Below are 18,646 nucleotides of genomic sequence, written 5' to 3'. Positions count from 1 at the left end.
CGCCGGATAACCCGTCTTCTGAGCCACCACATCCAGCAGCGCCGACGCAACCGCCGCGGCATCAGGCCCCGCGACAACGGCCGGAACAGGCGCAGACACCACCGCGGACGAGGCGCCGGCCACGAAGCCCACAATGTCCTGCAGGCTACGCAGCTCAGCCAGCTGCTCCGGACTCGCCGCGGCCTGACCCGAGGCAAACCGCTCATGCAGCACGCCCATGATCTCCACCCGCTTGATGGAATCGATACCCAAATCGGCCTCGACATCCATCCCCAGCTCCAACATCTCCGCCGGATAACCCGTCTTCTGAGCCACCACATCCAGCAGCGCCGACGCAACCGCCGCGGCATCAGGCCCCGCGACAACGGCCGGAACAGGCGCAGGGGCGACCGGCTCGGGAACAGGGGACGGAGCGGGAGTGGGAACGGAGGCGGGCGCCGGGGCCGGCAGGGCAGCGAGGGCAGGCGCCGCGGGGACGGCCACCGGCTCCGGCGCTGGTGTGGGGACCACGGCCGGGGCGGGCGCGAAGAGCGCCTCGGGCGCGGGCGCGGGGGACGCGACCGGGGCCGGGGCAGTCTGTCCTGCCGGGGACGCGCCGAGTTCGAGGCCGGCCAGTTCGCGCAGGATCTCGTTGGCCCGCAGGTGGGTGCGCCCGACGGCCAGGCTGTGTTCCTTGACGGTGATGACGCCGGAGAGCACCTGGTTCAGTTGCCCTTGGTCGTAGGCGCGCTCCAGCAGCCCGGCGAGGCGCTGCGCGCTGTCCAGCTGCCCGTTGAGGTACTCGTCGTGCAGCTCCAGGTGGTCGGCGATCACGTCTGCCAGGCGGTCGTTGTCCACGGGTGCTGTCTCCTGGGCGGTGAGGAAGGGCGTGGGAGCCGGGGCCGGGGACGGTGCAGGGCTCGCCGGCGACGGTGCGAGGGCGACGGCGGCCACGCGCTCGGCGGCCGGCGGCTGGGGCGCGGCCACCCGCTGCGGGGCCACCGGCCGGGGCTGGGGCGCGGGAGTGACCGTCGGAGCGGGAGCAAGCGGGGGCGCGGACGGCGCCGGCGGCGTGGACGGGAGGGCGACGCAGTAACCGTTCTCGATCGCCTCCCGGTAGGCCGCCTTGCGCTCCGGTGAGACGTAGTTGATGCCGTTGAGCATGATGGCCATGCCCTTGACCGGCTCACGCTCCACCGAGGGGGCCACGTAACGGTCCGCGGTCTGCAACGGGAGTCCCAGCACGGCGAGTTGGGCCACAGCCTGCTTCAGCGCCCGGTCCGCGTCCTTGCCCGGGCCGGCGTCCACGGCCAGCGCGGTGTACGGGCGCTCGCCGAGGATGCGCCGTACCAGCTGGGTGAGCACGCTCTTCGGCCCGAACTCGACGAAGGTACGGAATCCGGCGGCGTACATCTCCTCAACCCGTGCGGCGAAGTCCACCGGGTGGATGAGCTGCTCGGCGAGGACGCGGCGGTTGGCGGCCATGTCGGTGCCGTAGGCGGCGCCGCGGGTGTTGGCGTAGACGGTTCCGCGCGGCGCGGCCACCTCTGCGGTCTCGACACGGGCGCGGAACGCTTCCACCGCGTGGCTGACGTAGGGGGTGTGGAAGGCCGCGGAGACCGGCAGCCGGGCGGCCTTGATCCCGGCCCCGCCCGCGGAGGCCACCAGTGTGTGCACGGCGTCGGTGGCTCCGCCGACCACGATCTGGTCCGGCGCGTTGCGGTTGCACACGTGCAGCCCGGGTATGTCGGCCAGCAGCCGTGCCACTCGCTCCTCCGGGGCGCTGATGGCGGCCATCGCCCCGGCGTCGAAGCCGGGCCCGGCGGGAGGGGCCATGGCGGCGCCCCGGGCCCGGGCGAGGGCGAAGTAGCTGTCGTCGTCCACTGCACCGGCCGCCCACAGCGCGGTCAGCTCGCCGAAGCTGTGTCCGAGGTAGCCCTCCGGTGCGAAGCCGAGCTCGCTGAGGTAGCGGAACTGGCCTGCGGAGAGGGCGCCGATGGCAGGCTGGGCGTACTCGGTGGCGCGCAGCGCGGTCTCCTGGTCCTTGCGCGCGGCATCGTTGAAGACGGGCGGCGGGAAGGCGATGCGGGAGAGCGCCTCGGCACCCTCGAAGTGCCGGTTGACGTGGTCGAAGGCGGCGCGCAGCGGCGGGAGCGCCAGCACGGCGGTCAGACCGGGGTGGACGTACTGGCTGCCTTGCCCTGCAAAAAGCGCGCCGATCTTGCCGCGCTCTGCGCTTTCGGCGGCCCGGCGGCGGAAGAAGACTCCCTTGGGGTGCGACCAGGATTCGGCCTCCGGCCGGGCCTTGAGTTCGCGCAGCGCCACCTCGCGGAGCGTCGCGGCCTCCTCGGCGCCGCGGGCGGCGAAGGCGACCCGGGCGTGCCCCTCGGGAGCCGGGCCGCCGTGCGCGGGCGCACCCTCGGCGAGCGCAGCGGTGAGCGCCGTGGTGTCGGCGGCGTGCCACAGGTGCACTTGGGCGACCGGGAACATCACCTGCAGGTCGTCGCCCTCGCCGTACTCCTCGAGGACCACGTGGAAGTTGGTGCCGCCGAAGCCGAAAGAGGAGACCGCGGCCCGGCGCTGCGGTCGGCGCGGGTCGCGGATCCAGGGCCGCAGTTCGGAATTGACGTAGAACGGTCCGTTTTCGAAGTCGACGGCCGGGTTGGGCTGGGCGACGTTGATCGTGGGCGGCAGCACCTTGTGATGCAGGGCCAGGGCCAGCTTGATCATGCCTGCCGCGCCGGCCGCCGCCTTGGTGTGTCCGATCTGCGACTTGACACTGCCCACTGCCGCGTACTGCCGCTCGGTGGTGGCCGCGCTGATCACTGCGGCGAGGGAGCTGAGCTCGGTGGCGTCGCCGACAGCGGTGCCGGTGCCGTGCGCCTCGAAGAGCTCGACGCTGGCCGGAGAGCAGTCCGCGTCGTGGTAGGCCCGCTCCAGGGCGAGGACCTGGCCCTCCTTGCGCGGTGCGTAGATGGACTTGAAGCGCCCGTCGCTGGCCGCACCGACGCCGCGCAGCACGGCGTAGATGCGGTTGCCGTCCCGCTCGGCGTCGCTGAGTCGGCGCAGCGCCAGCATGCCGATGCCTTCGCCGATCAGCGTGCCGTCGGCGTCCTTGTCGAAGGGCCGGATGCGGCCGCTCTTGGACAACGCCGGGGTTTTGCTGAAGCAGAGGTACATGAAGATGGTGTTCTCGGCATCGCAGCCGCCCACCAGCATGGTGTCCGCGCGCCGCTCCAGCAGCTCGCTGACGGCCGTCTTGACGGCGCCCAATGAGCTGGCGCAGGCCGCGTCGATGGTCATGTTGATGCCGCCGAGGTCCAGCCGGTTGGCGACACGGCCGGCAACGACGTTGCCGAGCATCCCGGGGAAGGAGTTCTCCTCCCACGGCGCGTAGGCCAGACGGAACTTGGCCGCGATCTCCTCCGCGTCCCGCTCGGAGAGGCCGCAACTGCGGACCACTTCCTTCAGGATGGGGGTCTGCAGGCGAGCGGTGAGCGGCTGGGTGAGCTGGTTGGCGCCGGTGATGCCCAGCACGACACCGGTGCGCGAGGCGTCGTACCAGGGCTGGTCGGCACCGGCGTCCTTGAGCAGGTCGCGGGCGACGACCAGGCTGAGCAGCTGCAGGACATCGGTGACCTCCAGGGTGTTCGGCGGGAGGCCGAACTCCAGGGGGTTGAAGGGCGTGTCGGGGATGAAACCGCCGCGCGTGGCGTAGGTCTTGTCCGGCACTGTGGGGTCGGGATCGTAGAACTCGTTGGTGTCCCAGTGGGTGGCGGGCACGTCTTCAATGCAGTCGACCGCCGCAGCGACGTTGCCCCAGAACTCCCGCAGATCTCGGGATTTGGGGTAGAGGGCGGACAGGCCGACGATCGCGATCGGGTCGCGGGCGAGGCGGCGGTCGAGGTCGGAATCCTGCGAAACGTTCACAGCGAGGCTCTCTCGAGGGTCAGGGCAGGACGGCACGGCCCGGCTCGTGCGAGGAGGGTGCGCCTACCGGCGAAGGTCTGCTGGTTCTCGGTGCCCGGTGATTGCTGGAGTTCTCGGGTATCCGCGCTCAGGCAGGGCGGAGCAGGGACGCGATGACAGCTGCGGCGTCGGCGCGGATGAGCATGGTGTAGTGGTCGCCCGGACAGGAGTGCACCTCAAGGCCGTGCGGAGCGAGGGACTCCCAGCCCATCGTGTGGTCCCCGGGGATCAGACTGCGCTCGGCCTTGGCCAGCACCACGGGCAGTGGTGCCGGCAGCGGGCGGTAAGGATTGGTCAGTCGGTTGTTGCGGAGCAGGCCGTCGACGTAGGTGTCGTAGAGCTTGCGCAGGCCCGGGAGAGGAGTCGAAGGCAGCAGCACTTCGGCTGCGATGGCGGCTTCCAGCACCAGTTTCAGGCCGTCGTCCACCCCGAGGTTTGCCAGCCGCCCCGCGTCGAGCGGCATCGTGCGGCCCCGCTTTGCGCCGAGGTACATGATGAACCAGCCCAGCAGCAACGACGGTTCGAGGACGTCGTCGTCCTGCTTGTACGCCTCGACGGGCGCGATGCTGTCCAGCAGCACCAGTCGCTCGGGGCGGCGGTGCGACGTCGGCAGACCGGCCATGGCGTGCGCCACCACACCGCCGAAGGACCAGCCCGCCAGCACGTAGCTGCCGCGAATGTGATCGACGTGAAGGGCTGTCAGCAGCCGGAAGGCCAGGCCCTCGATGGTGGTAGGGGCGCGCCCGCCGGTGAGCGCGGCCTGCCAGTATTCTGGCAGGCCGCTCAGATCGAGCACGGTCAGTCCCACTCCCGCGGGGAGGGCCTGCGCCAGACCGCGGTGGACGGAGGTGTCGAGCGCGCCGGGATGGACCAGGTAGACGGTGTGACCGTCGGGGTCCGCTACCTGGTAGCGGTGGATGATGGACCGTTCCGGGCTACGCGGAGGCTGCACGCTGGTCGCTCTCCTCGGCGATGTGAGCGGCCAGGTCCTTGATGGTGGGGTGATACCACAGCGTCGTCGTGCTGAGCTCGAACCCCAGCCAGTTCTCGATCTCGCCGGCGAGAATCAGGGCCTCCGTCGAGTCGAGGTCCATCTCGTCGAAGTACGTCTCCGGCGAGACCTCGGCCTGCTCGGTGCCGAGGCGGTGCGCGATCTTCTCGATCAGCCACTCCTGCGCCTCGAGCGCGCTCACTGCGGGCATGGCGATTCCTTTCCAAGGGGACGGGACGAACGCGAGCGGAACAGAACGCGGCAGCGCTCGCCGTGGGCGCTCCTGGTGTGGGGTCACAGAAGTGCACGGAATGACGCAAGCAGCCGCACATGGATACGTCGAAAACAACGGAAGGCAACAAGCGCAGAGGAGGAAACCCGGCCGATCGAACCTCGAACCTCCTTACTTCACCGTCAGTCTGGGTTCGGGTTCACTCACCGGGGCGATTCCGCCGCGGCCGGCTCCTCCGAGCGAGCCAGCGCTTGCAGCTTAAAAGGGATTCTGACGGCCAGACAAGGGGCGTGTTGTTAACACTGGGTATCCCGCGTTCTTCCGTAAATGAACACACCCAGGAATCTAACTTGCCAGTACTGATGAAAGCGAGCAGACCTCATCTTTGGGCAAGTTGGAGCCCCGGAGGAAAAGTCTAGACAATCAGGTACATGACAATTCCGCTAAAAAATAGCAGCCCCATTAGGGCAGCGGATCGATCAGCCCGCAGTCCCAGGGTTTCCTACTTCCAGGATCCGAATTCTTCTCTTATCCCGGAGCGGGGTGGTCCCGGACGAAGATGCCGTGGAAGCCGAACGGGACGGCATGCGAGACATCGGCTCGCGCGACTTCCTGGAACGTTCGCGCGTCGAGTACCAGGAGATACGACGACGCGGTCGCCGGACGCAGGACGACCGCAAGGACGATTCCCTCGTCTTCCGCTCCGTTTGCGCCGTGGCCGGGGGGCGCCGCCACGAAGACCGGCTCGCCGGGGTAGCAGCCCTCCTCACGCCAAAGAAGAGTGCCGCCGTCCCTGACGTCGATCTTCACCAGCTGGTTGAGGAAGTCATCGGTTCCGCCGTCACGGGAGCCGACACCGTACGCATACCGGTAGGGCCGGCCGTTGCGCCGCTGATAGGCGATCCGCGGCAGCTCCAAGCTCTCCCCCGCCAGCGGTTCCGCGGTGACCGTGCCGGCCTCGGGATCCAGGCAGTACCGCATGGGCGAGGCCTGCGGGAGAGGACCGCCGGCGCGGAGGGTGTCGAGGTAGAGAGCCTCGATGATCGAGGAGTCCTGATAGACGCACAGGTCGATGAGGAGCCGGTCCTTCTCTTCCCACGCGTTGATGTGGTGGAAGGCGAAGCACGCCGGACCGCTGAGCACCGCGCTTACGCGTCCGTCCTCGCGGTCCATCACGACGAACCGGGTTCCGCGCTCCGGCTTCCAGCGGTAGTTCTCGATGAACGGCCGACCACTCAGCAAAAGCCTGTAGGGATTCACCACCAGGGGAAATTCGACCAGCACCACATGCCTGGCCGTGATTGCGAAGCTGTGCATGTAGGCGGGCTCATCCGCACGGTGCCGTCCGAGAAGTTCGCGCTGCCGCGTGCCGTCGGGCCGCTGCCGGTAAACACGGTATTCACTGCGCCGCGAGAAGTGCGTCACATAGTTGACGAGGTCACCGGTAACCGGGTCCTGGTGAGGGTGCGCCGTCGTGAACTGCCCACCTAATCGGTCGTCGTAATCGACCACCCCGAGAGTGGCGAGGGTGTCGGGCGCGAATTCCACCGGCAGTGGCGTTTCGGTGAGCGCGACGAACCGGTCACCGAACCTGGCAATATTCACATTGGGATTGACGGGACGCGAGCGCAGAAAGGGCGTGAAGAACCGGGCGAAAATATTCCGGCAGGGGTCGGTAGCGAATTCCTGGTAGCGGATCCGGCCCTCCTGGAGGACCGCCTGGCTACTCGGGGTGTCGAGGTATCGATTGGCGTATTCGACGCGGCCGCTGCCGATCGCGAAGCGATGCAGCATGGCCTGACCGTCGAACCAGTGGCGGAACCCCGTGCCGCCGACCTCGAACTTGGCCGGCCCGTTCCGGAGCAATACGCCGCTCAGCCATGCGGGTATGCGCCCCCTGACGTTCAGTTCCACCGCTTGGGTCTCTTCGCCCGGACTCTGGAAGCCGAGGCCGAACCCCGCCATGACGTCCCCCCGTCGCGTCGTGCACACCCCGGGGCCCGCCCACGTGACACAGTGGACGGACCACAATGGACTATCGACGGCCGACATCATGTACCGTCCACTGTGGAGTGTCAAGGGAGGGCTTCATGGACAGCATCAACGCCACGGCTGCCACGCTTCTCGGGTTCCTGCACACAGGCGAGGCAAGCGGATACGAACTCGTCGCCACCGCCGAGGAGGTTGTCGGCGGCTTCTGGACTGTCACCCGCAGCCAGGTCTACCGGGAACTCGCCGCCCTCGCGCAGCGCGGGCTGGTGACGGCGGGAGAGACCGGACCGCGCGCCCGCGTCCGCTATCGCATCACAGACGAAGGACGCGAGGCGTTCGCACTCTGGATCGCCACGCCCCCGGGCGCGGAACAGATCCGCTATCCCCTGCTCCTGACGATCGCCTTCGGTGGTCATCTCGACCGCGCCCGACTGCAGTGTTACGTAGACCATCACCGGGCAGAGCACCAACGCCGCCTCAAGGCCTACCAGGCGCGCCTTGGCACGGGAGGAACCGACGCCTACCAGCGCGCCACTTTCGCCTTCGGAGTCCGGTACGAAGAAGCAGTCATCGCCTGGATGGACGATCTTCCTGCCATCCTCGGTCCGATCGATACGACGTCCGAGGGGGGACCAGATGCCGCCACCCACGAGCGGGGCGGGTGAAGGAAGCCGACACCGCACACCCCCCGACCCGAACTCCGTCCCACAGGTGCTGCCGTCAGGTGCCGCAAGCACGGGACACGGAGAAGCCGACCCTCCGCGACGGCAGTCCACGGCCGCGCCACTGCCCGCCGGGAGCCCAGTGGCTCTTACCATTCTCGGCCAGGGTGGTTGTTCAGAGGACCCCGGCATGTTGGCCGACCATGGCCAGCGTTCCCCGCTCGTGGCCGAACGGGCCGCCGAGCCGGGCCAATTCACCGACGAGGAGTCCGTAGGCGCTGACGCTGCTGACCTGTCTGCTGTTCGTGGGCGCGGGCGGCGCCGGTCGTGATCGACATGTGCCAGCCGGGGCTGGCCCAGGTCTTTGGTCGCATGCGGCCGCGGCTCATACCGTTGTCATACCCTCCGCCGAGACGACTTGCAGAGAGTCCCATGACGTCAGTGATCCGGCATCCGCCGCTTGCGGAAAGGTTCATCGGTGGGGCCCGGTAAGTCAAGACCAACTCCCTTGTTATGGAAGCGAGTTGACGTGATCCCGAGGCGTGGGACGCACCCGCAGGGGCTCGGTCCGCGGTGGTAGCATCCCCGCGTCTGCAGCCTTGATTCACTCTTTTCGGGCGCTGGCTTGAGGGTGACCTGCGCTCCCCGCAACAGCGGTGGAGGAGTGCCTGAGCCAGCGGTGTCGCGGGTTCTCGCGGGGAGCGTATCCGTCTACGTCTGCACTTCATGCGCCGGGAAAGGTTTCCATGAATCGAGACACCCTTGCGTGGTGCCTGGTCGCGGTCGCGGCGATAGACGTCGCCGGGGTCATGGTGCCCGTCCACCGCAACAGAGCCCCCAGCGCAAGGAAACGGCAGGCCGAGGAAGCACTGAAACAGCAGCAGAACGAGGTCGAGAGGCAACTGAGTTCCCCTCAGGCTGAGTTCCACAGGTACACGCAGGAGCCAGACGGCACGATCCGGGAGGCCGAGGAGGCGACGGAGGAGAGCGCCAAGGCAGTCCTCAAGAAACTCGGGGCACGGCAGGTGCCCGTCGCCGGCGTTTCCGACAGCCAGGGCCCCCGGCCGCCGTCGCGGACGCCCGAGGACGCCGGCCGCGCCTCCGGCCGCAGCCTTGGGGCACTGCAGCGAGGCACTCTCTCGGGTCGCACCCGCGGCTCCGCGTCGATCGAAGGGTCCGAAGAGGCATGAGTGCAGACCTGTCGTGGATGCTCGAGGACATCGTGACCAACGTACCCGGGGCCCGGCATGCTGTTCTGTTGTCCGCGGACGGCCTTCCCCGGGGAGCAACGGAAGGCCTTCACACGAAGGATGTGCGCGCTGTCTCCGTGGCCATGGCGGGGCTGCAGTCGCTCAGCCGGGCCACATCCCGCTTCGCCGGGCTGTCGGAGGACCGGCAGTGGCACCAGACGATCATCGAGTTCTCTCACGCGTGGATTTTCCTGATCGGAGCAGGGCAAGGGGCCTACTTGGCCACCGCCGCGGCGCCCGATGTCGACATGCAGCAGATCTCCTTCCGTATGCACCGGCTCGTCGCCAGGCTGGGCACCAATCTCACCTCACCGCCGCGGGTGAACACACAGGACTCGGCCCAGGAGACCGACGGGCCACCGGCCCGGCGCACGACGACAGGAGGTTCGGGAATCGTGCTCGCCGGCCTCGACGAGGTGATCGCCGACGTGAAGGGCGCCCGTCACGCCGTGCTGCTGGGGTCCGACGGTCTGCCCCGTGGGGCAACTTCAGGGATGAACCGGGATCTGGCGGACACGGTCTGCGCGGCCATGACGGGCATCCACGCCTACAGCCGGGCCACGTCACAGTTCGCGGGCGTTCGGGAGGACGCCGAGTGGCGGCAGACGGTCATCGAGTTCCAGCACGGATGGATCTTCCTGATCGCGGCCGGCCGGAGCGCCTTCCTGGCCGCAGCTGCCGAACGCGACTCCGACATCGAGGAGTTCACGGCGCGTCTGCACGAGGTGGTACCCCGCCTGGGCGCGGGCCGGATTCCGGAGGAGGCACGCGGCGATGCCTGACGAGCAGGACCAGGAACTGGAATTGCCCTCCGCACCGGTGCCCCTCTTCGTGATCACGAACGGGCGGACCCTGCCCCAGGACCAGGACCAGGGCTTGCGTACCCGCGTGACGCTCCCTACCGGCAGAAACAGTCTTGCTCTGCGAGGAGGTCCTTCGGTGAATCCAGGTACCCCTTGGCGTAGTTAGTGATTAACCGCTAACTTGCTTCTCATGGTCAGGATGAGCGCAGAGGAGCGGCGTGAGAGCGTCATCCGCGCGGCCACGAGTGAGTTCGCGCGGGGTGGCTACTACGGCACCTCAACGGAGGCCATCGCCAAGCGGGTCGGTGTGTCCCAGCCGTATCTGTTCCGGCTCTTCCCGGGAAAGAAAGCGATCTTCCTCGCGGTGGCCGAACGCTGCCTCCACGACACGATCCGTACCTTCGAGGAGGCCTCGAAGGGTTTGCAGGGCGAAGAGGCTCTGCAGGCCATGGCGCATGCATACATCGAAGTCGTCTCCGAGCAGCCCGAGCGTCTGCTGATGCAGACGCACGTGTTCCTCACGGTGGCCGCCGCGGAGGCAGCCGGTGGCCACGAGTACGGCGAAACCGTACGGGACGGGTGGATGCGTCTGCGGGACGCCGTGCATCTGCCACTCGGTGCCGACATCGAGACAACGACCTTCCTGGCGCACGGAATGCTCATCAACTGCCTGGTGGCCATGGGCTTCCTACCCGACCGCCATGGTCTGGGAAGAGCCCTCCACACTGGTACCGGCCAGAAGCCGGGTGGAGGACTAGGCACATTGATCACAAGCGTTGTCAACGCGGGCCGGCCTTGATCAGACCGAGGATCCTCCGGTGTCAGTCCCCCGTTTCGTGGAGACCTTCCTATGCAGCCGGCTCCTTGGCGAAGCCGAGTCAGTAGTCGTGTTCGTAGTCGATCGGGCTCTTCCAACCGCACACGCTGTGCAGCCGACGTGGGTTGTACAAGTCGATGATCCCGGTGGCGATCCGGATTCGGGCCTCGGCGCGGGTGGCGAAGGTGTGCCGGTGAACGTACCCGACCTTGAACACATTGTTGGACGCCTCGCCGACCGCGTTGTCGCAGCACGAGCCGAAGGGGCCCATGGACGAGGGTGACGCCCAGTCTGCAGCAGGCCCCGTGAACCTCTGCGAGGCGTACTCGCTGCCGCCAACACGCGGGAGTATTCAGCACGTGGCCAGCGTGCACGGCAGCCGGGACGAGGCCGCCCCGCCAACTGAAACGCTCACCCGCCGACTCAAGCGCTCACTTGCCGGGCAAAGCACTCAGTCGCAATACGTCCGACTGGGTGTGTGGGCGCGGTCCTGCCGGTATCCGGCGTCGCTGCCCATCGGGGCCTGCTGGTCCCTGTGCGCGTCCAGGCATACTCAGCTGTCCACCCCGGCCTCCCACTTGCGCCGGCGCAGCACGTGCTCGCTGAAGAGGTGTCGGCTCCGGTCGAGCAGTTCCCCCACTTCCGCGTCGCAGCGTCGCACGTCCGCCGACGGATGCCAGCGCTGCACGGACTGCCCGGCCCAGGTGCGCAGCTTCGGATCCGGGTCCTCCAACAGACCGACCGCCGCCCGTAGCGCCACGATGCCGCCGCGCGCGTCGAGCAGCCGGAATGCGCCGACGCGGACGTGCCGCGGCCGCTCGGAGCGGGTGCGCTCCAGTAGCCAGTCGGCGGGCAGTTCCTTTGCCGAGGGCAGCAGGGCGACGGCCGTCTCGCGGACGACACCGGCGGCGGGGTCGTCGAGGAGCAGCCGCAACTGCTTCACATCCACGCAGTCCAGTGCCCGCAGCCCTGCCACCGCCCGTGCCCGCACCCCGGCCGCCGGGTGGGCGAGCAGCGGCCACAGCAGCCCGGCATCCGCACGGTCCCCGCACTCGGCCAGCCCAATGACCGCACCGGGCGGCAACTCGGGGTCGTCCGGTGCCGTGCACCGCTCCCGGTACCAGGCCGTCGGATCACCTCCCTGCTGTCGTACGACATACCGGGCGCAAGCACGCACCAGCGCGGACCGGTCGCTGAGAAACGACTCCGCCTGCTCTGACCACCCTGCCCGCCGCAGCGCGGTGACGCCGGCCGAACGGGTACGCGGGCTGCGCGCGAACAGCAGTGGAGGCAGCACATCCTCGTACGCCTCCTCATCCCCCACAGCCGTGAGCGCCGCAGTGGCACACAGGTCCTGGACCACGGTGTCCTCGTCCCGGGCGGCCGCGCGGGCCAGCTCAGCGGGACGGAGCAGCCGGCCCTCGACGGCCAGCCGGTAGGCGAACCGCCGGACGATGCGGTCGGGGTCAGCGAAGAGAGCAACGAGCTGCCCGTGGGATGCCCGGCGCAGGACCTGCCCGAGCACATCGACGCAGAAGGCACCTCTGTCGCGGCGGCCGACGCGGAGGATGAGCGGCGCGAGGTCGAGGGCAGAGTCGACATCCAGGGCCTCGCACAGCAGTTGCCGGGCGCGCTCGCGCACGGGGCCGGCCCAGTCGGCGCAACGGATCACGACCAACGGCAGCAGACCGGGGTATCGGGCCGACCGGCGCACCGCCTCCTGACGGATCCGCCCGTCGCGGTGGCAAAGGGCGAGTGCGAGCCGAGACTCGCCGAGCTGAGTCAGGTCGGCGGGCAGCGGGGCGGAGTGCTCCCACTCCGGCAGGAACTGCGGACGGTACCAGGCCACCTCACGCACTCCTGCGTCCAGCGCGAGCCAGTCACCGGGGTCGGTGACATCAAGGGTGCTCTGAAGCGGCGCATCTACCGCGAGCCGCATCGCTGCCGCTGCCCCGTCCTCGGTGTCCTTGCGCATTCCCGCCCCCTCCAGCAGCCGTACCGAGTGATCGTAGGGTGCGGGGTTCGCGCGGGGCGCGCGAAATACGGGCTGTGATCACCGAGGGGCATCGCTCGGCACCCTGCCCACGAGAAGCCGAACACGAAACACGACTGGCCGACTCTCGCGCCCAGTGGCCAAGTGAAGCCCTCAGTCACAAGTGTGACCGAGCAAGCCAGTTGGCCACTCTGAGCATCACAGTTGGCCGCGAGGTGGCGACACATTCGCCCACCGATGTGTTCTTCTGTGAAAGCAACCGTGAGGCCGTACCGACCACCGCCCCTGGCTCATGGAGAGTGCGACGGAGTGAGTGGCGGATCGCTGAGTGTGCGGACAGTAGCCGTCCACACGTAGCAGTCGGGCGCCGACGGCGTCGGCTACGGCTACGGCTACGGCTACGGCTACGGCTACGGCGCAGGCAATCAGCGGTTCGCCCGCACCGACGTGGCCACGGCACGAAGGCGCCGTGGGTAGGATCGAACATGATCATGCCAAGCCTCTCTGTGGAAGGAAGCGATGAGAGGTACGGGTTCGCGGCCCATCGGCCGCCGGCCGACCGTTATCGTCTGCTGTTGGTGGACTCTGCTCCTTCTGCTTGAGCCAGGTTCCGCCGGCCAGTGCCGCGAGTGCGCCGATGACGGCCAGGACCCACCCGTGGGCCAGCAGCGAGTTGACGACGACCACCACCAGGGCGACAGCTATGGCCAGGGCTATGAGGAGGCCGATCAACCGCTGCCGGCACTCGCCGCGTCACTGCGCGGGGCAACCCACCCATCGGACGACCGAATGCGTCGAGCACACGAACACCTTCGTTGTAGAGACCGAACGCATTCGCTGCAGAGAACAGAGGAACGACGAATTATGCGGACTTCCCCCACTGCCCCTGTCCCCGCCTGGACCGTGGGCGACATCACCGTCCACCGCATCGATGAGGTCCTCCTGCCGCCCGCGACCGGACCGTGGCTGCTGCCCGACGCCACCCCGGAGGTGGTGGCCGGTCAAGACTGGCTGCAGCCCCACTTCGCCGACAACGAGGGCATCCTGCGCCTCGACAGCCACAGCTTCGCGTTCGTCGTGGACGGGCTGCGTGTTCTCGTCGACACCGGCATCGGCAACGGCAAGAAGCGGGCCAACCCGGCCTGGCACAACCTGCAGACCGACTTCATGGAGCGCCTCACCGACGGCGGTTTCGCCCCGGACGCCGTCGACCTGGTGATCCTCACCCACCTGCACGCCGACCACGTCGGCTGGAACACGCGGGAAGTCAACGGCGAATGGGCCCCTTCCTTCCCCGACGCCCGCTACCTCACCTCCCGCACCGAGCGGGAGTTCTGGGCCACGTACGACATGGACGAGCCGCGCGAGCAGATGTTCCGCGACTCCGTGATCCCGGTCGAGCAGGCGGGTCTGCTGGATCTCATCGACATCCCGGCCGAGGGCGTGGAAATCGCCCCGGGCCTACGGCTGACGCCGACGCCCGGCCACACCCCCGGCCATGTCGCCGTCGAGCTGACCAGCGGGAGTGAGAGGGCACTGATCACCGGCGACTGCGTCCACCATCCGGTCCAGCTCGCCCACCCCGCCATCGGCGCCTGCGTCGACATCGACCCGCTGCAGTCGGAGGCCACGCGCCGCCAACTGCTCGGCTCCCTGGCCGACACGGACACCCTCGTCCTCGGCACCCACTTCCCGCCGCCCACCGCCGGGCGCGTGATCACAGCTGGGGACGTCTACCGGCTGCTGCCCGTCCCCGCAGCCTGACAGGCCATCCCTCTCGCCCGTGTGCGGCCGCCGTGCTGTGGCCGCACAGGTTTCGCCGGTTTGGTGGCCGTGGCGGTTGGATGTGTGCGGTGACGTCCGATCGAGTGCTGGAGGCGCGGTGGCCGAGCCTGACCGTATGCGCAGACTGACCGATCAGGAGAGGCAGAAGCCGCAGCAGATCGTGCGCCGAGCAGCACCAGCTCGGCGCGCTACCGGCGCGCGATGATGCTGGTGTTATGGACAGGGTTTGTTGTTGGCCGTTGTCCAGTGCCAACGGCCCCCTGCGAGGTCTCTGTCGTGGATCCCCAACCGGATGTGGCCGATCCGACGGTGAGTTCACACCCACGCCGTGTGCGTGGCCGTCGTTACCTTCGTCAGTGTCGGATCAGGCCCGTGCGTTTGACGGTCGCCAGCAGCGGTGTGGTGTCGATGGCGGTGACCGCTTCCAAGGGGCCGACGGCGCCGGTGAGGAAGGTGTACAGGGCGTCGAGGTTCGCGGCGGCGACGGCGACGATCAGGTTGGCGGGTCCGGTGGTGGCGGCGCAGAACCGGACGTGCGGGTGGGCGCTAAGGGTCTGTGCGGTCTCCTGCAGTGCTCCCGGCCGTACCGAGATCCACAGCAATGCCTCGGTTCGCGCGCCGAGCAGTGCGAGATCGAGCTCGGTGGCCAGGCGCAGCACCTGGCTCTTCAGGAGGGCTTCGAGCCGTCGGCGGGCGGTGAGCGCGGTGGTGCCGGCGCGGCGGGCCAGGTCGGTGTAGGTGGCCCGGCCGTCCTCGGTCAGCCCGGCGATCAGCGCGGTGTCGACGTCGACAGGCGTGTGGGACGGTGCCGAGGTCGTCGGTGGCGCGGGGTCGGGGGCGAGTTCGGCCAGTTCTGCCGGTGAGAGGAGGCCGGCGGTCCAGCGGAAGGCGGTGGGGAAGACGCGCAGCAGGGTGTGGGCGGTCCAGGAGCCGACGGCGTCGGTGGCGGGCAGGTCGCGCAGCAGCAGGTTGTTGCGGGTCTCGGTACCTTCCAGGAAGAAGATCGTTGAGATCTCGTCGCCGCCGCCGAGGATGTCGACCCAGACGGTGTCGGGGCGGCGGGCCAGTGCCTGGGCGACCTGCCGGATCTTGTTGGGGCGGCAGCGGATGCGAAGGGCGATGGGGATCAGGTGCGGGAAGCGGGCCGGGTTGCGTACGACGGTGGCGCGCAGGGTGCCGTCGGCGTAGAGCAGGGCGACACGGCGTACGACGGTGCGCTCGGACAGCCCCAGGCAGCGGGCCACCTCCCGCCAGGAGGCACGCGGCGAGGCGACCAGGGCGGCCGCGATCCGCCGATCGGTTTCATCGAGCACCTGTCGCATGATCCGCATGATAGGCCCGGGTGCTGGCGTACTTTCCGCGCGGCAGCCTTCAGCTTGGCGGTGAATCCCCGCGGTCCTTCTACAACGGTCTCGTCGCCGGACGACTCGTTCGGGATCCGGCACCTTCGAGATGAGGGAGAAGACGATGACTGATCATGGAGCTGACCTGCTGATCCGCGCGGGTGCGGTGCACACCCTGGTGCCCGGTCAGGCTGTGCAGCGGGCAGTGGCCGTGCGCGGCGACCGTATCGCGGCCGTGTCCGCCGACCCCCACGGCCTCGACCACCTGGTGAGCGCGGACACGCAGGTCCATGACCTGCCCGGTGCCACCGTGCTGCCCGCCTTCGACGACACCCACACCCACCTGATCTTCGCGGCGCTCGGTGCCCATGACGTCCCCGTGCACCGGGCCCGCAACATCCCCGAGTTCCTCGACCTGATCCGGCGGCGGGCCGCAGTCACTCCCGAGGGCGAGTGGATCCGCACCACCACCAACTGGCAGGAACTCAACCTGGCCGAGCGCCGCATGCCCACCGCGGCCGAACTCGACCAGGCCACCGACCGGCACCCGGTCCTCGTCAAGCGCGGCGGGCACAACGACGTCGTCAACCACTACGCGCTCCGCCTGGCGGGCATCACCGAGGACACCCCTGTACCGCCGGGCGGCACCATCGGCCGCGGCGCCGACGGCAGACTGGACGGCCGGCTGATCGACAACGCCCTGCACCTGGTGGAGCACCTGCTCCCGGCCCCGGACCGGGCCGAGCGCATCGACGGACTGCGCCTGGCCACCCGCGACTACGCCGCTACAGGCATCGGTACCGTACGCGACTGCGCGGTCACCCCCGAGGACTACGCGGTGCTGCTGGCCGCCCGAGAGGCGGGGGCGCTCAGCACCCGGGTGCGGGCGCTGATCTCGGCGCTCGGACTGACCAGTCCGGCCCAGGTGGAGGACCTGCTCGACGTCATAGAGGAGTGGCGTGACAACGGCGACCCGTGGCTGTCGGTGTGGGGGGTGAAGTTCGGCCTCGACGGCGGCCTGGAGGCCGGGGCCACCGAGGAGCCGTACGCCTGCGACCACGCCTTCTCCGGAATGCTGATCTGGGAGCCGGACGCGCTGGTCGAGGCCGTCGAGGCCGTGGTCCGACGCGGCTGGCGAGTCGGCACCCACGCCTACGGCGACCGCGCGGTCCGCACCCTCCTGGACGTCTACGAGCGCGTCCTTGAGCGCAACCCCGGGCTGCCCGCCGGCACGCTGGTGATGGAGCACGGCGGCCTGGCCGGTCCCGAACAGCAGGCCCGCGCCGTCGCGTTGGGCATCCCGGTCACCATCCAGCAGCCCCTGCTGCACGACACCGCCGAGGTTGAGGAGGGCTTCTGGGGTCCGGAACGCGTCGCCCGGCTGTTCCCCGCCCGCGGCTGGATCGACCTGGGCGCCGAGGTCAGCGCCGGATCCGACTTCCCCGTCGGCCAGTTCGGCGCGATGCGCTCCATCTGGGGCATGACCACCCGGCAGACCGTCATCGGGGTCAAGGGTCCCGAGCACGCCATCACCTACGACGAAGCCCTCACCCTGCACACCGTGGGCGCCGCCCGCCTGACCGGCGAGGAGCACCTGCGCGGCGCCCTCACCCCCGGCCGCCTCGCCGACCTCACCGTCTGGGACCAGGACCCCGCCCAGTGCCCAGGCGACGCCCTGCGTGACCTCAGCCCCACGCACACCTTCGTCGGCGGTCTCCTGGTCACTCCGGCCGCGGTCAGCTGAAGAACGGGTCGTCCACGACGTGGACCCAGCCGCCGCCGGGCTGGCGTCGGAGGATCTCGGTGGTGGTGGAGATCACCGGCTCCGGTCCGACCCCGGTGAGGGTGGCGTTGTTCGACACCAGGGCGACGTCGCCGACCGGCCGGATGTCGCGCAGTTCGAGCTTGAGGCGGGCGCCGCTGTCGATCATGTGCTGCATTGCCCCGCGGATGGCGTCCGTGCCCACCAGGTGATTTCCGGGGGTGGGGACGAAGTGGGCGTGCGGCTCGTAGAGCGACACCAGTCCCTCGACGTCGCCGGCCTCCAGGTACTCCATGAACAGGGCCCCCACCTGCTGAGGCGTCTCGGCGTGGCGCCGGGCGGTGACGCCGACGGGCTTGTCGCCCCAGCCGGCCGCGGCGATCAGGTCGTACCAGCTGGGGTGGGCGCCGTAGGGGAGATGGCGGCGCAGCAGCTCGCCGGGGAAGGTGATCGGGGACGCCTTGTGGGGCTTGGCCAGGGCCTGGGTGACGATGGCGTCGCTGAGCCCGTAGGCCAGGTCCTGACGCGGGAGCAGGGCGTGGACCTCGTCGGCGAGGCCGGGCGGGAGGTTCTCACGCTGGGCTCCGAGGATGTCGGTGGCGATGCCCGCCTGGGACAGAGCCACCTCTGTGCCCTTGCGCTCGGCGATGCCCTGCGAGGTGTGCAGGGCTATGGCGTCCCAGGCGATGGCGATGCGCCGTTCCTCGACACCGTGCTTGCGCAGGAACGCCGCCGCGGTGTCGGCGCCGTCGACCTCGAAGCGCTGGTCGCCGTTGCCCTCCTCGCTCAGTCCGATGTCGTGAAGGACGCAGGCGGCGAACAGCAGCTCGTCGTCGTAGTCGGTACCGGCGCGCAGACCCTTGTTGAGGGCATGGGCGCGGGCGAAGACGTAGGAGCGGACGCTGTGATGGAAGACGAAGGCGGGCGTGACCCGGGCCGCGTAGGCGTAGGTGTCGTGGGTGAGGCTCGTGCCGGGGAGGTCGAGCTGCTCGAAGACGGACAGTTGTGCGTCGGTGGTCAAGGTGTGTCTCTTTCGTCGGGGCCCCAGTCCGGGGCGCATCGCTACGG

General features: G+C 69.2%; 14 protein-coding genes. 6 read left to right on the top strand and 8 right to left on the bottom strand.

All coding sequences use genetic code 11. The annotated features are described in order from the left end of the window. The 4 genes from ACWGJ5_RS04310 to ACWGJ5_RS04295 form a co-directional block, all read right to left on the bottom strand. Positions 1–3,909, bottom strand: a 3,909-nt coding sequence (locus ACWGJ5_RS04310) for a beta-ketoacyl synthase N-terminal-like domain-containing protein (RefSeq protein ID WP_453308237.1), incomplete at its 3' end; no start/stop codon positions are given. Between the two features lie 127 nt (positions 3,910–4,036). Continuing rightward, a complete protein-coding gene (locus tag ACWGJ5_RS04305; protein ID WP_453308236.1) occupies positions 4,037–4,900 on the bottom strand; it encodes a thioesterase domain-containing protein in 864 nt (287 codons plus the stop codon). Beyond that, the gene (locus ACWGJ5_RS04300) at positions 4,884–5,150 is read right to left on the bottom strand and encodes an acyl carrier protein (protein WP_385319555.1); all 267 of its coding nucleotides are present in this window, start codon (positions 5,148–5,150) and stop codon (positions 4,884–4,886) included. The genes ACWGJ5_RS04305 and ACWGJ5_RS04300 overlap by 17 nt, the downstream gene beginning before the upstream one ends. Positions 5,151–5,699: 549 nt before the next feature. After that, positions 5,700–7,136, bottom strand: coding sequence for a carotenoid oxygenase family protein (locus tag ACWGJ5_RS04295; RefSeq protein WP_453308235.1), 1,437 nt, complete (start codon positions 7,134–7,136; stop codon positions 5,700–5,702). A gap of 125 nt (positions 7,137–7,261) precedes the next feature. Here ACWGJ5_RS04295 and ACWGJ5_RS04290 point away from each other — a divergent pair, with 125 nt between their 5' ends. From ACWGJ5_RS04290 to ACWGJ5_RS04275, 4 genes are all read left to right on the top strand, one after another. After that, complete coding sequence (locus ACWGJ5_RS04290; protein ID WP_453308234.1) at positions 7,262–7,828, top strand: PadR family transcriptional regulator; 567 nt, start codon at positions 7,262–7,264, stop codon at positions 7,826–7,828. A gap of 743 nt (positions 7,829–8,571) precedes the next feature. After that, on the top strand, positions 8,572–9,015 hold the full coding sequence (locus tag ACWGJ5_RS04285; protein ID WP_453308233.1) for a hypothetical protein: 444 nt from the start codon (positions 8,572–8,574) through the stop codon (positions 9,013–9,015). Continuing rightward, entirely contained in the window at positions 9,012–9,857 is an 846-nt protein-coding gene (locus ACWGJ5_RS04280; protein ID WP_453308232.1) for a roadblock/LC7 domain-containing protein, read from the top strand. Before ACWGJ5_RS04285 ends, ACWGJ5_RS04280 begins: the two co-directional genes overlap by 4 nt. Positions 9,858–10,068: 211 nt before the next feature. Continuing rightward, positions 10,069–10,677, top strand: a complete 609-nt coding sequence (locus tag ACWGJ5_RS04275; RefSeq protein WP_453308285.1) for a TetR/AcrR family transcriptional regulator — start codon at positions 10,069–10,071, stop codon at positions 10,675–10,677. Positions 10,678–10,756: 79 nt separating this feature from the next. On the opposite strand, the gene ACWGJ5_RS04270 is transcribed toward ACWGJ5_RS04275, so the two are convergent. Then, on the bottom strand, positions 10,757–10,966 hold the full coding sequence (locus ACWGJ5_RS04270; RefSeq protein ID WP_453308231.1) for an integrase core domain-containing protein: 210 nt from the start codon (positions 10,964–10,966) through the stop codon (positions 10,757–10,759). A 282-nt stretch (positions 10,967–11,248) separates the two neighbouring features. After that, entirely contained in the window at positions 11,249–12,670 is a 1,422-nt protein-coding gene (locus tag ACWGJ5_RS04265) for a HEAT repeat domain-containing protein (protein WP_453308230.1), read from the bottom strand. An 882-nt stretch (positions 12,671–13,552) separates the two neighbouring features. Here ACWGJ5_RS04265 and ACWGJ5_RS04260 point away from each other — a divergent pair. Beyond that, positions 13,553–14,452 (top strand): MBL fold metallo-hydrolase, encoded by a 900-nt coding sequence (locus ACWGJ5_RS04260; protein WP_453308229.1) that lies wholly within the window; start codon positions 13,553–13,555, stop codon positions 14,450–14,452. A 374-nt stretch (positions 14,453–14,826) separates the two neighbouring features. Here ACWGJ5_RS04260 and ACWGJ5_RS04255 read toward each other — a convergent pair whose 3' ends face one another. Next, positions 14,827–15,795, bottom strand: a complete 969-nt coding sequence (locus ACWGJ5_RS04255; RefSeq protein ID WP_453308228.1) for an Lrp/AsnC family transcriptional regulator — start codon at positions 15,793–15,795, stop codon at positions 14,827–14,829. A gap of 145 nt (positions 15,796–15,940) precedes the next feature. Between ACWGJ5_RS04255 and ACWGJ5_RS04250 the strand changes: the two genes are divergently transcribed. Next, entirely contained in the window at positions 15,941–17,560 is a 1,620-nt protein-coding gene (locus tag ACWGJ5_RS04250; protein ID WP_453308227.1) for an amidohydrolase, read from the top strand. Here ACWGJ5_RS04250 and ACWGJ5_RS04245 read toward each other — a convergent pair. After that, positions 17,553–18,599: a nuclear transport factor 2 family protein gene (locus ACWGJ5_RS04245; protein WP_453308226.1), complete on the bottom strand. Its 1,047-nt coding sequence runs from the start codon at positions 18,597–18,599 to the stop codon at positions 17,553–17,555. The genes ACWGJ5_RS04250 and ACWGJ5_RS04245 overlap by 8 nt on opposite strands. Positions 18,600–18,646: the final 47 nt, after the last annotated feature.

The organism is Streptomyces sp. NPDC054783 (assembly GCF_053611725.1).
Note: the sequence above shows the minus strand (reverse complement) of the source record. Positions and strands in the feature narration are given on the sequence as shown.

Bases quoted from the DNA above. Each gene is read 5' to 3' on its own strand.
- ACWGJ5_RS04255 (WP_453308228.1), bottom strand. From the start codon at position 15,795: ATGCGACAGGTGCTCGATGAAACCGATCGGCGGATCGCGGCCGCCCTG.
- ACWGJ5_RS04300 (WP_385319555.1), bottom strand. From the start codon at position 5,150: ATGCCCGCAGTGAGCGCGCTCGAGGCGCAGGAGTGGCTGATCGAGAAG.
- ACWGJ5_RS04265 (WP_453308230.1), bottom strand. From the start codon at position 12,670: ATGCGCAAGGACACCGAGGACGGGGCAGCGGCAGCGATGCGGCTCGCG.
- ACWGJ5_RS04295 (WP_453308235.1), bottom strand. From the start codon at position 7,136: ATGGCGGGGTTCGGCCTCGGCTTCCAGAGTCCGGGCGAAGAGACCCAA.
- ACWGJ5_RS04270 (WP_453308231.1), bottom strand. From the start codon at position 10,966: ATGGGCCCCTTCGGCTCGTGCTGCGACAACGCGGTCGGCGAGGCGTCC.
- ACWGJ5_RS04285 (WP_453308233.1), top strand. From the start codon at position 8,572: ATGAATCGAGACACCCTTGCGTGGTGCCTGGTCGCGGTCGCGGCGATA.
- ACWGJ5_RS04250 (WP_453308227.1), top strand. From the start codon at position 15,941: ATGACTGATCATGGAGCTGACCTGCTGATCCGCGCGGGTGCGGTGCAC.
- ACWGJ5_RS04290 (WP_453308234.1), top strand. From the start codon at position 7,262: ATGGACAGCATCAACGCCACGGCTGCCACGCTTCTCGGGTTCCTGCAC.
- ACWGJ5_RS04280 (WP_453308232.1), top strand. From the start codon at position 9,012: ATGAGTGCAGACCTGTCGTGGATGCTCGAGGACATCGTGACCAACGTA.
- ACWGJ5_RS04260 (WP_453308229.1), top strand. From the start codon at position 13,553: ATGCGGACTTCCCCCACTGCCCCTGTCCCCGCCTGGACCGTGGGCGAC.
- ACWGJ5_RS04275 (WP_453308285.1), top strand. From the start codon at position 10,069: ATGGTCAGGATGAGCGCAGAGGAGCGGCGTGAGAGCGTCATCCGCGCG.